Below are 13,986 nucleotides of genomic sequence, written 5' to 3'. Positions count from 1 at the left end.
GGACTGATTGATGTCCGTGGTGGACCGGCAGGAGTGGGACGTCGTCGTGGTCGGTGCCGGCGGCGCCGGGCTGCGGGCCGCGATCGAGGCCCGGGAGCGGGGCGCCCGTACGGCGGTGATCTGCAAGTCCCTGTTCGGCAAGGCACACACGGTGATGGCCGAGGGCGGCATCGCGGCGGCCATGGCCAACGCCAACGAGCACGACAACTGGCAGGTCCACTTCCGCGACACCATGCGCGGCGGCAAGTTCCTCAACCAGTGGCGGATGGCCGAACTGCACGCCAAGGAGGCCCCCGAGCGGGTGTGGGAGCTGGAGACCTGGGGCGCGCTGTTCGACCGGACCAAGGACGGCCGGATCTCCCAGCGCAACTTCGGCGGCCACGAGTACCCGCGGCTGGCACACGTGGGCGACCGTACGGGCCTGGAACTCATCCGCACGCTCCAGCAGAAGATCGTCGCCCTGCAGCAGGAGGACTTCAAGGAGACCGGGGACCACGAGTCCCGGCTGAAGGTCTTCCAGGAGTGCACGGTCACCCGGGTCCTCAAGGAGGGCCATCGGGTCTGCGGCGTCTTCGCCTACGAGCGCGAGACCGGCCGCTTCTTCGTCCTCGAGGCCCCCGCGGTCGTCCTCGCGACCGGCGGCATCGGCAAGTCCTTCAAGGTGACGTCGAACTCCTGGGAGTACACCGGCGACGGCCACGCGCTGGCCCTGCTGGCCGGGGCACCGCTCGTCAACATGGAGTTCGTGCAGTTCCATCCCACGGGCATGGTCTGGCCGCCGTCGGTGAAGGGCATCCTCGTCACCGAGTCGGTGCGCGGCGACGGCGGGGTCCTGCGCAACTCCGAGGGCAAGCGGTTCATGTTCGACTACGTCCCGGACGTCTTCAAGGAGAAGTACGCCGAGTCCGAGGACGAGGGCGACCGGTGGTACGAGGATCCGGACCACAACCGCCGGCCGCCGGAGCTGCTCCCCCGCGACGAGGTGGCCCGCGCCATCAACGCCGAGGTGAAGGCGGGCCGGGGCTCCCCGCACGGCGGGGTCTTCCTGGACGTCTCCACCCGCATGCCCGCCGAGGTGATCCGGCGCCGGCTGCCGTCCATGTACCACCAGTTCAAGGAGCTGGCGGACGTCGACATCACCGCGGAGGCGATGGAGGTCGGGCCGACCTGCCACTACGTGATGGGCGGCATCGCGGTCGACTCGGACACGGCGGCGGCGCGCGGGGTGCCGGGGCTGTACGCGGCCGGCGAGGTGGCGGGCGGCATGCACGGCTCGAACCGGCTCGGCGGCAACTCGCTCTCCGACCTGCTGGTGTTCGGGCGCCGGGCGGGCTGGCACGCGGCCGAGTACGCGCAGGGGCTCACGGACCGGCGCCCGCCGGTGGACGACGCCCAGGTCAACACGGCGGCGGCGGAAGCCCTGCGGCCGTTCTCGGCGGAGACGGAGGGCGAGGCGGGCCCGCCGGAGAACCCTTACGCCCTCCACCAGGAACTCCAGCAGACCATGAACGACCTGGTCGGCATCATCCGCCGCGAAGGCGAGATGGAGCAGGCCCTGCACAAGCTCGCCGAGCTGCGGGTGCGGGCCCGCCGGGCCGGCGTGGAGGGCCACCGCCAGTTCAACCCCGGCTGGCACCTCGCCCTGGACCTCAGGAACATGCTCCTCGTCAGCGAGTGCGTGGCCCGTGCGGCCCTGGAGCGGACCGAGTCGCGCGGCGGGCACACCCGTGAGGACCATCCGACGATGGACCGCGCCTGGCGCAACGCGAACCTGCTGTGCACCCTGGCCGACCCCACCGGCGGCCTCGCCGCGACCGACCCCGCCCGGGGCCAGATCCGGCTGGCCCGGGAGACCACCGACCCCATCCGCCCGGACCTGCTCGCCCTCTTCGAGAAGGAGGAGCTGGTCAAGTACCTCGCCGAAGAGGAGCTGTACGAGTGAGCAGCTACGAGGCCCGCTTCAAGGTGTGGCGGGGCGACGTCGGGGGCGGCGGCCTCGAGGACTTCACCGTCGAGGTGAACGACGGCGAGGTGGTGCTGGACATCATCCACCGCCTCCAGGCCACACAGGCCCCGGACCTGGCCGTGCGCTGGAACTGCAAGGCGGGCAAGTGCGGTTCGTGCTCGGCGGAGGTCAACGGCCGCCCGCGCCTGATGTGCATGACCCGCATGTCGGTCTTCGACCGGGCGGAGACGATCACGGTCACTCCCCTGCGCGCCTTCCCGGTCGTCCGCGACCTGGTCACGGACGTCGGCTTCAACTACCAGAAGGCCAGGGAGGTCCCTGCGTTCGTGCCGCCCGCCGGTGTCGGCCCGGGCGAGTACCGGATGATGCAGGAGGACGTGGACCGCTCGCAGGAGTTCCGCAAGTGCATCGAGTGCTTCCTGTGCCAGGACACCTGCCACGTGGTGCGTGACCACGAGGAGAACAAGACGGCCTTCGCGGGTCCGCGCTTCCTGATGCGCGTCGCCGAACTCGACATGCACCCGCTGGACGCGGCCGCCGAGACCGGCCTGGACCGCAAGCGCACGGCCCAGGACGAACACGGCCTCGGCTACTGCAACATCACCAAGTGCTGCACGGAGGTCTGCCCCGAGGGCATCAGGATCACCGACAACGCCCTGATCCCGCTGAAGGAGCGGGCCGTCGACCGCAAGTACGACCCGCTGGTGTGGCTGGGCTCGAAGATCAGGAGACGCTCTTCGTAACGCCACCCCGCGGCGCACGGCCGGGGCGCTGGGCCAGCATCTGAAGGCCCAGCGCACCCATCCACAGGAACCAGCCGATGAGCGGGACCACGTCGAACCTGCGGGGGATCAGCCCGAGGAACATCCACAGGGACAGTCCCACCGCGCCGATCAGCTGGCCGTACCCGTGCAGCTTCGGCCGCAGGACGCGGCGCCGCGCGAAGGGCATCACCCAGCCGGTCGTGAGGGCCGCGACGCCGAACGCCACCATGGACGCCACGATCAGCACGGCTGCCACCACCATGTACATGTGCATGACGGTCAGCGTCCCACCAGCGCCAGGGCCCGCACCAGATTGTGCTCCGCGATACCGCGTATGGATTGCGTCAAGGGGAAGTCCCCGTCGAGCAGCCGCAGCGGACCGGCGACGAGGTTCAGGTGCATCGCCAGCCGGTACAGCCGCAGCCGGTCCTCGTCCAGGCCGGGGACGCGCAGCACGTCGTAGTGCGGGCCGAGGCGCAGGCGCAGGAAGATGTGCTCCCACTCGGCGTCGAAGTGCATCAGCCCCTCGATGTCGATCAGGGCGGGCCGCCCGCCGGCGTCCAGCAGGACGTGGTCGGGGCCGAGTTCGCCATGGACGAGGGAGTGCTCGGTGCGGGGCCGCACCGCGGCGGCGAGGGTCCGCACGGCCTCCTCCAGCCGGTCCCGGGCGGCGGCGACGCGCGGGTCGCGTACGGCGGTCTCGGCGATGTCGGACAGGGCGCGGTCGGCGACCAGCCGCGCGCAGGAACGGCCCGGCGAGGCGGGGGCGCCGGCGGTCACGGCGACCTTGCCCAGGGCGGTGGAGCGGCAGCCGCGCAGGGCGTCCAGTGCTTCGGCGAGCCCGTCCAGGGCCGGACGGGCCGCCTCCGGGTCCCGGTCCAGGGCCTCCTCCAGGCTGCCGCCGGGCAGGTCCTCGACCACCGCCGCACGTGCCTCGGGGTCCACGTGCAGCAGGCGTGGGGTGCGGACGCCGAGTGCGCAGAGGCGGTCGTGGGCGGCGGTGAACAGGTCGAGGCCGGAGGCGGGCGAGAAGGGGTCGTGGGGGTCGGGGGCCTCGGGCCGGTCCCAGTAGTCCTCGTCCGGGGACCACACGTAGGCGACGGCCGTGCGGGAGTCGTCGAGGACGAGCCGGTATACGCCCTTTCGGGAGCCGCCGCGCAGCCGGGCGACGGCGCTCAGCGTGCGGTGGGGGCCGAGGGCGGCGCGGACGAGCGGGGCGAGGTCGGCGGCGGTCCGCGGCCGGCGTGTTCTGGTCATCTCGCCGAGTGTTCCGCAGCGGCGCCGCTCAGCGGACCCATTTTTCCTCGTACGCCCGCCAGTCCGCGTCCGTCGCGGCGAAGTCCACGTACAGGGCGACACCGAAGCGGACCCGGTCGGCGTCGGTGCGGGACAGACCGAGGCGGACGCCCCGCACACCGGCCGGGACGGTCTCGGCACGGGCCCGGTGGCCGAAGCGGTTCTCGTGGTAGAAGGGCAGGCCCATGAGGAGGTCGGTGGTCTCGGGGGTGACCTCCAGGGCGAGGCTGGTCTGCTGGGCCACATAACCGCCGTACAGGCTCTGGAGCGGCTGCATGGTGTCGTACGACATGACGGCGATCTGGTCCACGCGGCGGGCCACCTGCCCGAAGTAGGCCTGCGACCACCACTTGGGGTGGTTGGTCGTCGCGCCCCAGAAGGAGTGGAAGGCCGGCAGCGGGTCGATCTGGTGGGCGGCGACGGAGAGCAGGGCGTGCCGGGCGTGGGTGACGCGGCGCAGGTCGTCGAGGAGGCCCAGGTAGTCGCGGTCACCGGAGTGCAGGGGCTCCAGGTCGAAGTGGGCGCCCTGGAAGCCGGCGGCGAGGATCCGGCGGGTGGAGCGGACGACGGCGGCGCGGGTGGCGGCGCGCTCCAGGTGCAGGCCGTCGGGGCTCTCGGTGGCCAGCTTGTCGCCGAGCCAGGCCTGGACGCGGACGCCGGGTGCCGCGCGGTGCACGGCCGAGATCAGCCAACCCGCCTTGGGGTAGTCGGACTTCGGCAGGGTGCCGTCGTGCTCCAGGGGCCCCGCGTGGACGTACAGGTCGCGGATGCCGGTGTCCTTCAGGCGGTGCGCGAGGGCGGTGACGTCCGCGTCGGTCTTGCGGCCGTCGACCCAGGCGTGGCCCAGCCAGAGGGCGTCCTGGTGACGGGTGGTGGTGCCGGGTTTCGGCGTGCCGGTGTAGTCGAGGCGGAGGGCCGTCTCCGCCGTGAGCAGGCAGAGCACGGGCAGGAGCAGGAGCAGACACACGGCGGTGAGGACCCGGCGCCGACGACGGCGCCGTCCGCCCTGGGGGCGCTCTCCGCCGGGCCTCCCGCCCTCGGCCCGCCCGTCCACGGGCCGCCCGTCCTCGGTCCGTCCTTCCGCCGGTTCGGCTCGCCGTTCCGACTGCTCCGCCGGCTCGGTCGGTTCCGCCGGCCCCGCCGCTTCCGTCGGTCGTCCCGCGGACGCTTGCGTTCCCCCGTCCATTCCTGCCCCCCGTTCTCTCGTCCCCCACCCGTATCCGCACCGGTCGCGTCGGCGCCTACCTGCCCATACGCTCCGAAATGTGACGTCCTCCCTGATCCGGGGCCGGCCCCGGCGCGCCGCGGTGCACATACGCGTGCGGGTGGCGCACGCCGTGCTGGGAGCCGTCCTGGGGGCGGGGTGGCTGGTGTTGCCGGTGATGACGGTCGGCGGCCATGATCCGGTTCCCCAGGCCGCCGCCGGGACCGTCGCGAGCGCCGCCGCACCGCAGCAGGGCGGGACGTCGACCGCCGATCTGGTGCTGCCGCTCGTCGCGGGGGCCGCGGCGGTACTGCTGGCCGGTTACGGCTACGTACGCCGCACCCGCCGGGCCCGCACCCGCACCACCCCGGGGCTCGTCTCCGCGCACCCGCCCGCGCCCAGCCCCGCCGACACCGAGCGCCAGGCCCGCGCCGCGCTGGTCCTCGCCGACGACTGCGTGCGCACGAGCCGGGAGGAGCTGTCCTTCCTGCCGGAGCGGAGCGGCGAGGCGGAGGCGGAGGCGGAGCCGGTCACGCACGCCCTGCAGGCCGCGGAGACCGAGCTGTCGGCCGCGTTCGCGATATGGCGGCGCTACGAGCAGGGGGTGCCCGAGGACCCGGTCGCCCGGCGGCAGGCGCTGGTCGGGGTGGTCGGGCGGTGCGCGGAGGCCGGGCGGCGACTGGACGCCGGGGCGGCGGGGCTGGACCGGCTGCGGGGGCTGGAGGGGCCGGGGCTCGGCACGGCGCTGGAGGTCGCCGAGGGCCGCTTCCGGGAGCTGACGGCGCGGACGGTGGCCGCGCAGGACACCGCGATCGCCCTGCACGAGCGGTACGCGCCCTCGGCCGTCGGGCCCGTCACCGGATACGTCGAACAGGCCAAGGACCGGCTGGTGTTCGCCACCTCCCGGCTCAACGAGGCCCGCCAGGCCACCGACGCGGGCGAGCCGGAGCGGGCCGCCGGGCTGCTGCGCGCGGCCGAGGGCGCGGTGGCCCAGGCGGGGGTCCTGGTGGGCGGGGTCGAGCGGCTCGCGGCGGAGCTGCGGGAGGCGGCCGAGCTGGTGCCGGCCGCGCTGACCGGCGGGGAGGCGGAGCTGGCGGTGGCCCGGAAGGGAAGTACGCGCTCGCACCTGACCACCGGCGAGCTGCACGCCCGCCTGGCCCATGCGGACGGGGTGCTGGCCGCGGTGCGGGAGGAGCTGACCGGCGGCCCCTACGACCCGCTGGACGCCCTGCGCCGCATCGCCCGCGCCGCCGGGCGCCTGGACATGGGCCGTACCGGAGTCCTGGACGCCGCGGCCCTGCTCGTGGCGCGGAGTTCCCTCGCCGGGGCCGAGGAGTTCGTCACGGTGCACCGGGGCGCGGTGGGCGCGGAGGCGCGGGCACGCCTGGCGGAGGCGGTACGGAAGCTGGGCGCGGGCGACACCGACCGGGCCGACGCCGCGTCGCTGGAGGCACGGGAGCTGGCCGAGCGGAACGTACGGGCCCACGGAACCCCGTACGTGGGCACCGGCACGGACTCGGCGGGGCCGCCCGGCGCGGACTCCGCCGGCCTGTCCGGCGCGGTCCTGGGCGGCATCCTCCTGGCCACGGAACAGGACGCCGGCCCCCCGGCGAGCTACGGCGGCCCGCAGACCAGGGGCCGCCACAGACTCGCCTGAGGCGGGTGCCTCCTTTCCGGCAGCGGAGCCGCCCCCCGAAGCCGACCTGGTCAGAACAGGCTCAGCAGGGCCTCCGCCGGGTCCGTGAGGCCGTTCTCGCCGCCCGGCAGCGGCAGTTCGAACCACACCGTCTTGCCGCGAGGCGTCCGCCGGGAGCCCCAAGCGGCGCTGAGCAACCCGACGAGCTGCAGCCCGCGGCCCCCCTCGTCGGTGTCCCGCGCCCGCCGCCGCCTCGGCTGCACCAGCCCGGAGTCCCACACCTCGCACACCAGCGTGCGGTCCAGCAGCAGCCGGAGCCGGATCTCTCCCTCGCCGTACCGCAGCGCGTTCGTCACCAACTCGCTGACCAGCAGCTCCGTCGTGTCGACCAGCGGCTCCAGGTCCCAGCTGAGCAACTGCGCCCGCGCGTACTCCCGGGCCCGCCCCACACTGCGCGGCTCCCGCGGCAGCGTCCAGTCGCCGACGGACTCGGCGGGCAGCCCCTGCACCCGGGCCATGAGCAGGGCGATGTCGTCCTCCCCGTGGTGGGTGTCCAGGGTGTTGAGGACGTGATCGCAGACGTCCTCCAGCGGACGGGAGGCGTCGGTGAGCGCACCGACGAACGCCTGCAGGCCCTCGTCCAGGGGGTGGTCGCGGGACTCGACCAGGCCGTCCGTGTAGAGCGCCAGCAGCGCGCCCTCCGGCAGCTCGACCTCGACCTCCTCGAAGGGCTCGCCGCCCACGCCGAGCGGCATCCCGGGCGGCACGTCCAGCATCAGGGCCGCCTCGCCGGGCTCGACCAGCACCGGTGGCAGATGGCCGGCGTTGGCGAACGTGCAGCGTCTGGTCACCGAGTCGTACACCGCGTACACGCAGGTCGCGAGGTACACCTCGGAGAGGTCGGCGTCCCGGGGCTGACGGGCCGTGCGCGTGGCCTGCTGGACGCCGCCCGGGGTGCCGAGGCCCCGCGCGATCTCGTCCAAGGCAGAGAGCACCTCGGCCGGTTCCAGGTCCAGCAGGGCCAAGGTCCGCACCGCCGTACGCAGTTCGCCCATGGCGACGGCCGCCCGCAGTCCGCGCCCCATCACGTCGCCGACGACCAGCGCCGTACGGTGACCCGGCAGTTCGATCACGTCGAACCAGTCGCCGCCCACCTCGGTCGCCGCGTTGCCCGGCAGATAGCGGCAGGCGATGTCCAGGCCGGACGCCTCGGGGTCGCCCGGCGGCAGCAGGGACCGCTGCAGTATCAGGGCCCGCTCGTGCTCCCTGCGGTACAGGCGCGCGTTGTCGATACACACCGCCGCCCGCGCGGCCAGCTCCACCGCCAGGTCCCGGTCCCGGTCGCCGAACGGCTCGCTGCCCTTCGTGCGGGCGAACTGCGCGAGTCCGACGACGGTGTCGTGGGCGACCATCGGCACGGCCAGCGTGGACTGCACGAGGCCGCCCTCCTCGGCGGGCACGCGCTGCGGCCGGGCGGTGCGCAGGGCGTACGCGCAGGGCGAGTTGAAGGGGAAGTGGTGGACCGCGCCGACCTCGACGGGCTCGCCGGATCCGGTGAAGGGGGCGCCGGCCACCGCGCTGGCGGAGGCGACCCGGCGGAGTTCGGCACTGCCGTCGGCGAGGCCGGGCGGGGTCTCGTCGCCGGCCAGCAGCCCCTGGTAAAGGTCGACCGTGGCGAGGTCGCAGAAGCCGGGGACGACGACGTCGAGGAGTTCGCGGGCCGTGGTCTCCAGGTCGAGGGAGTTCCCTATGCGTGCGCCCGCCTCGTTGAGCAGGGCGAGATTGCGCCGGGCGGCGGCGGCCTCACGGGCGGCGGCGCGGCGGGAGGTGATGTCGGTGCCGAGCCAGGCGATGCCGATGGGCCGGCCGCTGCCGCTGTGCACGCGGTAGAGGTTGACGGACCAGTGCCGGCGTTCCTCGGAGTTCGGCACGAAGCCGGTGACGTGCATGTCGGTGATGGACTCACCGCTCTCCAGCACCCGGCGAAGGGTGGCCGAAACCCGCTCCGCCTCGGCACGCGGCAGATAGTCGTGAACTCCCTTGCCACGGTGGTCGTCCGGGGTTCCACCGAAGATGGAGGCGAACCGCTCGTTGGCCCGGCGGACCCTGAGGTCGGTGTCGATCAGCAGGAAACCGAACGGGGATTGCCCGAAAATGGCCTGCGAGGCGGCCAGGTCGGTCTCCATGCTGCGCAGGGTGCGGACGTCGACGACGATGCACACGGCGGCCTTGTCGCCCTCGGCGGTCCGGGTCGGCATGACGTAGACCTCAGCCAGACCGTCCGTGCCGCGCACGCCGTCCGCCCGGTCGGGCATCCGGAAGGGCACGACCCCGGTCCACTCGCGTCCGTCGAGAATTTCGGCCATCTTGCGCTGGCCGCGGTCGCGCAGATCGGGGTCGATGAACGCCTCTATGGGGTCCATGCCGACGGCGCGCGACGCGGGGATGCCGAGGAGCTGTTCGGCGCGCAGGCTCCACTGGTCGACGAACCCGTCGGGGCTGATGGAGAAGGACGCGACCCTGATGTAGTCGTAGATCGAACCGGGCGGACTGCTCTGCCACATGGCGTCGCCGGCTGCCGCGGCACCCTCCGCGGCCTGGTCCCTCGCGCCGCCCGACGGGTCCTCGGACTCCGTGGCCTTCGCTGGTATCTCGCTCACGCGAACCGTCCCCTCCAGCTCACCGCGTCCGGCACCGGTCACCGGGGGCGGCTGCCCGCAGTATCCAGCACTACGGCGCCGCACGACACGGTGTTCACGATCACAGCTCGGTCCAGGTGGTTTTCGGACCGGTCCGTGACAACACTTCCAGTCTTCTAACCAGGGAACACGCCGTCGAATCACGCAGTTCCGGGCACTGCCAGTTCGAACCACACGGTCTTTCCGCTCGCGCCGGGGCGCGTGCCCCAGCGGCGCGAGGAACCGGCGAGCAGTTGGAGCCCCCGCCCGCTCTCGTCCTCGGGCCGGGCGACGCGTTCGCGCGGCGGGTCCGGGAGCGGGTCGGAGACCTCCACCAGCAGCGGTTCGCCGCGTCCGCCGGGGCGCACGAGCCGTACCCCGATGGGGCCGGTGGCGTGCCGCAGGGAGTTGGTGACCAGCTCGCTGACCAGCAGTGCGGCGAGGTCGGCGACGCTGTCGAGGTCCCAGCCGTGCAACTGGCCGCGGACCGCGGCGCGGGCGGCGCGAACAGCGCCCGGTTCCGCGGGAAACGTCCACTCGGCGCAGTCGCCATCGGTGTCGATCACGCCGATCACTTCCCAGGCCAGCAAGCGCACCCATGTCCGATTTCGTGGGGTTAATGGGCACATACCCGATATCCGGTGGGCAGTACCGTGCGAGAGGGCGCACTGTGGCACGAACGGCGTACGGAGGGGGGTCAGCGGGCGCCGGCGATGATGCGGGGCGCGACCTCGTGCACCGCCGCGACGTCCTGGTCCAGCCAGGCCACGTCCCAGACCTCGGCCGGGGTGAGCCAGCGCAGGTCGTCATGGTCCTGCAGCGGCCGGGGCGCGGGCGAGCCGGGGAGCAGGCGGGCGGTCCACACCTGAAGGACGTACGGCATCCTCAGCGGCCACTCCCCCGGCACCCGCTCGACGACTTCGGCGTCGATGCCGAGCTCCTCGCGCAGTTCGCGCACCAGGGCGTCCTCGGGCCGCTCGCCCGGCTCGACCTTGCCGCCGGGCAGTTCCCAGCGCCCGGCCAACTCGGCCGGTGCGCTGCGGCGGGCGGCGAGCAGCCGGCCGCCGTCGAGCAGGGCGGCTCCCACCACCACGATCGGGTCCGTCCGGTGCGTCTCGGGCGTCATGGAACGGAGCCTACGGGAGGGCTTGGGGCGTCAGTTGTGGGTGCCGTCCCCGTTCTGCTCGATGCGCTCGACCCAGTAGAGCTGTTTGTGACCCCGGTCGTCGAAACTGTCGGCGATCTTCTGGGCCTCGGCACGGGTGGCGTAACGGCCGACGCGGTAGCGATTGCCGTTGTCGTCCTGCCGTATCACGATCCAGGGCAGGGACACCGCGTTCTCACTCATGGCCCCCACCGCCCTCGCCGCCCCTTCTCGCACCGCCCCACCTGCTTCCCGTCCCAGGCCCCCGCCGTGGCCCGCCTAAGGAAACCCCAGTCCGCATATGCCCGAGCGTACGCCCAACCTTCACGGAGCGAATACGCCTTTTCACAAAGAGGTACGCAACCAGCCAGAACGCCGGGGGCGCACGAGACCGAACGCGCCCCCGCGAGCACGACTGCCTCGGGTCGGGACATACCGGAGGGACCTGGGATCACCTGGGAAAACGGCCGGATTGCAGCGGCCGGGCAGGGCCGGCACGCGGTCGGACGGCCGGGGCGACCGGCCGCGGGGCGGGCCGGGGTGTGCGCTACCTCACTCCAGGGGCGCGCAGGCACGGGGAGTGCGGCGCCCTCACTTCACGGGCAGGTGGTAGGCGACCCGGTACCGGTCGGCGGGGATCACCACGTCGGCGGTCTCCACCGGGCGGCCGGAGGCGTAGTAGGTGCGCTGGACGACCACGACCACATGACCGGGGACCCCGCCGAGCACGTGCAGCTCCTCGGCGAGGCCGGGGCGGGCGCCGACCTCCTCGGTGACGTTGTCCACGATGACGTCGATGGCCCTCATCCGCTCGACCACGCCCATGCCGCCGAGCGGGCCCTCCTCGGGCAGCATCACGGGCGTGCGGCCGGTGACGGCGAGCGGCTCCCAGGAGGTGGAGAGCATCATCGGCTCACCGGCCTCCCGGAACAGGTACTTGGTGCGCATCACCCGCTCGCCCAGCGGGATCGCGAGCCGCTCGGCGATGGCGGTCCCGGCCTCGGCCTGCTCGCTGCTTGACTCCCAGGTGCCGCGCACCGAGGCGTCGGCCTGCTCCTGCCGGAAGGGCGTGGCGCCGCCCGCCGGGCGGTAACCGGAGCGGGACACCCGCCGGGGGACGGGCCGTTCACGCACGTACGTCCCCGAGCCGGAGCGGCCCTCGACCAGCCCCTCGGCCATCAGCACCTTGCGGGCCTCCAGCGCGACCGTGTCCGAGACGCCGTACTCCTCGCGGATGCGGGCCTGTGAGGGCAGCCGGGTGTGGGGTGGCAGTGAACCGTCGACGATCTTCTTGCGGAGATCACCCGCGACGCGCAGGTACGCCGGCTGCTCACCGAAAGTCACTGGCCGCTCCCATCAGATTGTACAGACAGCAACAGCCTGGCAACCGTGGGTTGTGCCGTGCAAGCAAAGGCCAGAGAATCACTCGATGTGATGACATGGGGGTGGGGAGGGCTTTACCCAGGCACTTGTCCCCCGTATGGGCGCGATCACACCGGCACGCCGGTGTCGGTCTCGCCGCCCGGCGCTCCGCCCGGCGCGTCGACGTACTCACCCTGGGCCGGTGAGATGCGCGCGCCGTCGTGCGCGCCGTCCCTGACGCCCTGCCAGAAGTCGGCCGCACCGCCCGTGGCGAGCATCAGCGCCCAGAGCGCGAGCCCGATCACGGACAGGACGGAGCCGGCGACGGCGAGCCCGGTGCCGCGCTCGCCGCGCCGGCGGATCCGCCACAGCGCGACCAGCCCGAACACCAGCCCCAGCCCCGGCAGACAGCACAGCACCCCGAGCACGAGGGAGGTGATGGCGAGTCCGTTGACGGGCGCGGGACGGTTGTAGGGGCGGTAGCCCTGGGTCCACGGCCGGTAGGGAGCGTAGGGGAAGTACGGGGCCTGCGGGGGCTCTTGCGGCTGATGGGGGCCGGGGGCCGGAGGTATGGACACCGGTAGCGTGCTCCTGGGGGTGGTGGCGCCGGCACGGGCCGGTGACAGGTCTGGCGGACGACTGCGCGCATGGTAAGCGGGGCGCGCGAAGGGGGCGGAATGAGGACGGGGACCCGTGTGGGCGGCGAGGTGGTGCGGGCGGTGAACGGGCTCACCGCCCGGTGGGCCGCGACCACGACCGGAGGCACGGCGCTGTCGGCGGCGGGAGTCTGGCCGCTGCTGGCCTTCCTGGCCGACGGCGCGGCCGGGCCGGCGCGGGCGGAGCTGGCCGGGGCGCTGGGCGTGCCCGCGGACCGGGCGGCCGCCGCCGCACGGGAGTTGCTGGCCGGGCTGGGCTCGGTGGCCGGGCTGGACGCGGCGCTGGGGCTGTGGACGCACCAGGAGCTCGCCCTGCGCGCGCAGTGGCGGGCAGGACTGCCGGCCGGCACGCACGGGGTGTTCGGGGACGACCTGGTCACCGCGCAGGAGCGGCTGGACGCCTGGGCCGCCGAGCGGACCGGCGGGCTGATCGAGCGCATGCCGATGACGCTGACCCGGGAGGCGCGGATGGTGCTGGCCGCGGCCCTCGCGCTGCGCACCACCTGGCGGCAGCCCTTCGAGGAGCTGCCGCACCGGCCGGCGGCCGGCCCCTGGCAGGGGCGTACGGTGCGCGGGCTGCACCGGCGGAGCGTGCGGCCGGACCGGGTGGGTGTGGCCGGCACGCCGGACGGCTTCGTCACCGCGCTGACCGTGCCCGGCGACAACGGCGTCGACGTGCACCTGGTGCTCGGCGAAGAGCGCATGACGCCGGGCCAGGTGCTGGCGCGCGGCGTGGAGGTGGTGCAGCGCGCCCTCGCGGTCACGCCGGGCGGCGCCCTGCCGCACGGTCACGTCGGGCCGGGTCTGCATGTGGAACAGCAGCCGGTGACGGCGCCGGAGCCGCGGGCCCTCGCCGTGCGGACGGTGGGCTTCGAAGTGCGCGCCGACCACGATCTGACCGCTCTCGCGGGCCTGTTCGGGCTGACGACGGCCCTGGACCGGAGCCACGGCCACTTCCCCGGTGTCGCCGGCGTCCCGCTCGCCGTCGGGGAGGCCCGCCAGTCGGCCCTGGCCCAGTTCGGCGCGACCGGCTTCCGCGCGGCGGCGGTCACGGCGGTCGCGTCGGTGTACGGGGGCGGGTTCCAGCCTCGCTACGAGACCACCGTCGTCCAAGTCGACTTCGACCGCCCGTTCGGCTTCCTCGCCGTCGACCGCGACTCCAGGCTGGTGCTGGTGGCGGGCTGGGTGACGGACCCGGCGCCGTATCCGGCCACCGGCTGACCGCCGCGCTCGCGTACGTCAGGGGCCGGCCCCCGCGGGAGCCGGCCCCTGTGTGTCCT

General features: G+C 73.7%; 13 protein-coding genes. 4 read left to right on the top strand and 9 right to left on the bottom strand.

Annotation, left to right across the window (positions count from 1 at the left end; genetic code table 11):
• The first annotated feature begins 10 nt into the window (after positions 1-10).
• Positions 11-1,942: a fumarate reductase/succinate dehydrogenase flavoprotein subunit gene (locus AB0N17_RS24605; protein WP_366013611.1), complete on the top strand. Its 1,932-nt coding sequence runs from the start codon at positions 11-13 to the stop codon at positions 1,940-1,942.
• Positions 1,939-2,709 (top strand): succinate dehydrogenase/fumarate reductase iron-sulfur subunit, encoded by a 771-nt coding sequence (locus AB0N17_RS24600; protein WP_366013610.1) that lies wholly within the window; start codon positions 1,939-1,941, stop codon positions 2,707-2,709. Before AB0N17_RS24605 ends, AB0N17_RS24600 begins: the two co-directional genes overlap by 4 nt.
• On the opposite strand, the gene AB0N17_RS24595 is transcribed toward AB0N17_RS24600, so the two are convergent.
• The 3 genes from AB0N17_RS24595 to AB0N17_RS24585 are packed head-to-tail and all read right to left on the bottom strand — an operon-like array spanning position 2,690 to position 5,080.
• On the bottom strand, positions 2,690-3,004 hold the full coding sequence (locus AB0N17_RS24595) for a hypothetical protein (RefSeq protein WP_366013609.1): 315 nt from the start codon (positions 3,002-3,004) through the stop codon (positions 2,690-2,692). The two genes, AB0N17_RS24600 and AB0N17_RS24595, sit on opposite strands and share 20 nt — an antisense overlap.
• 5 nt (positions 3,005-3,009) lie before the next feature.
• Entirely contained in the window at positions 3,010-3,987 is a 978-nt protein-coding gene (locus AB0N17_RS24590) for a phosphotransferase (protein ID WP_366013608.1), read from the bottom strand.
• 28 nt (positions 3,988-4,015) lie between these two features.
• Positions 4,016-5,080, bottom strand: a complete 1,065-nt coding sequence (locus tag AB0N17_RS24585) for a hypothetical protein (RefSeq protein ID WP_366013607.1) — start codon at positions 5,078-5,080, stop codon at positions 4,016-4,018.
• Between the two features lie 211 nt (positions 5,081-5,291).
• Between AB0N17_RS24585 and AB0N17_RS24580 the strand changes: the two genes are divergently transcribed.
• Entirely contained in the window at positions 5,292-6,887 is a 1,596-nt protein-coding gene (locus tag AB0N17_RS24580) for a hypothetical protein (RefSeq protein ID WP_366013606.1), read from the top strand.
• Between the two features lie 50 nt (positions 6,888-6,937).
• On the opposite strand, the gene AB0N17_RS24575 is transcribed toward AB0N17_RS24580, so the two are convergent.
• The 6 genes from AB0N17_RS24575 to AB0N17_RS24550 all read right to left on the bottom strand — a co-directional run bounded on the left by AB0N17_RS24575 (position 6,938) and on the right by AB0N17_RS24550 (position 12,628).
• Entirely contained in the window at positions 6,938-9,526 is a 2,589-nt protein-coding gene (locus tag AB0N17_RS24575; RefSeq protein WP_366013605.1) for a SpoIIE family protein phosphatase, read from the bottom strand.
• Positions 9,527-9,705: 179 nt separating this feature from the next.
• Positions 9,706-10,140 (bottom strand): ATP-binding protein, encoded by a 435-nt coding sequence (locus tag AB0N17_RS24570; RefSeq protein WP_366013604.1) that lies wholly within the window; start codon positions 10,138-10,140, stop codon positions 9,706-9,708.
• Positions 10,141-10,241: 101 nt separating this feature from the next.
• On the bottom strand, positions 10,242-10,670 hold the full coding sequence (locus AB0N17_RS24565) for a (deoxy)nucleoside triphosphate pyrophosphohydrolase (protein ID WP_366013603.1): 429 nt from the start codon (positions 10,668-10,670) through the stop codon (positions 10,242-10,244).
• Between the two features lie 30 nt (positions 10,671-10,700).
• The gene (locus AB0N17_RS24560; RefSeq protein ID WP_366013602.1) at positions 10,701-10,892 is read right to left on the bottom strand and encodes an SPOR domain-containing protein; all 192 of its coding nucleotides are present in this window, start codon (positions 10,890-10,892) and stop codon (positions 10,701-10,703) included.
• 387 nt (positions 10,893-11,279) lie between these two features.
• Complete coding sequence (locus tag AB0N17_RS24555) at positions 11,280-12,032, bottom strand: GntR family transcriptional regulator (protein WP_366013601.1); 753 nt, start codon at positions 12,030-12,032, stop codon at positions 11,280-11,282.
• Positions 12,033-12,178: 146 nt separating this feature from the next.
• Entirely contained in the window at positions 12,179-12,628 is a 450-nt protein-coding gene (locus AB0N17_RS24550) for a DUF4190 domain-containing protein (RefSeq protein WP_366013600.1), read from the bottom strand.
• Between the two features lie 99 nt (positions 12,629-12,727).
• Between AB0N17_RS24550 and AB0N17_RS24545 the strand changes: the two genes are divergently transcribed.
• Positions 12,728-13,927, top strand: a complete 1,200-nt coding sequence (locus AB0N17_RS24545; RefSeq protein WP_366013599.1) for a serpin family protein — start codon at positions 12,728-12,730, stop codon at positions 13,925-13,927.
• The last annotated feature ends 59 nt before the right edge of the window (positions 13,928-13,986 follow it).

Source organism: Streptomyces sp. NPDC051133 (assembly GCF_040682635.1).
Lineage (GTDB): Bacteria > Actinomycetota > Actinomycetes > Streptomycetales > Streptomycetaceae > Streptomyces.
Note: the sequence above shows the minus strand (reverse complement) of the source record. Positions and strands in the feature narration are given on the sequence as shown.

What these genes read in the sequence shown, in the direction of transcription:
- AB0N17_RS24590 (WP_366013608.1), bottom strand. Translation starts at nt 3,987, where the DNA reads ATGACCAGAACACGCCGGCCGCGGACCGCCGCCGACCTCGCCCCGCTC.
- AB0N17_RS24565 (WP_366013603.1), bottom strand. Translation starts at nt 10,670, where the DNA reads ATGACGCCCGAGACGCACCGGACGGACCCGATCGTGGTGGTGGGAGCC.
- AB0N17_RS24545 (WP_366013599.1), top strand. Translation starts at nt 12,728, where the DNA reads ATGAGGACGGGGACCCGTGTGGGCGGCGAGGTGGTGCGGGCGGTGAAC.
- AB0N17_RS24595 (WP_366013609.1), bottom strand. Translation starts at nt 3,004, where the DNA reads ATGCACATGTACATGGTGGTGGCAGCCGTGCTGATCGTGGCGTCCATG.
- AB0N17_RS24605 (WP_366013611.1), top strand. Translation starts at nt 11, where the DNA reads ATGTCCGTGGTGGACCGGCAGGAGTGGGACGTCGTCGTGGTCGGTGCC.
- AB0N17_RS24560 (WP_366013602.1), bottom strand. Translation starts at nt 10,892, where the DNA reads ATGAGTGAGAACGCGGTGTCCCTGCCCTGGATCGTGATACGGCAGGAC.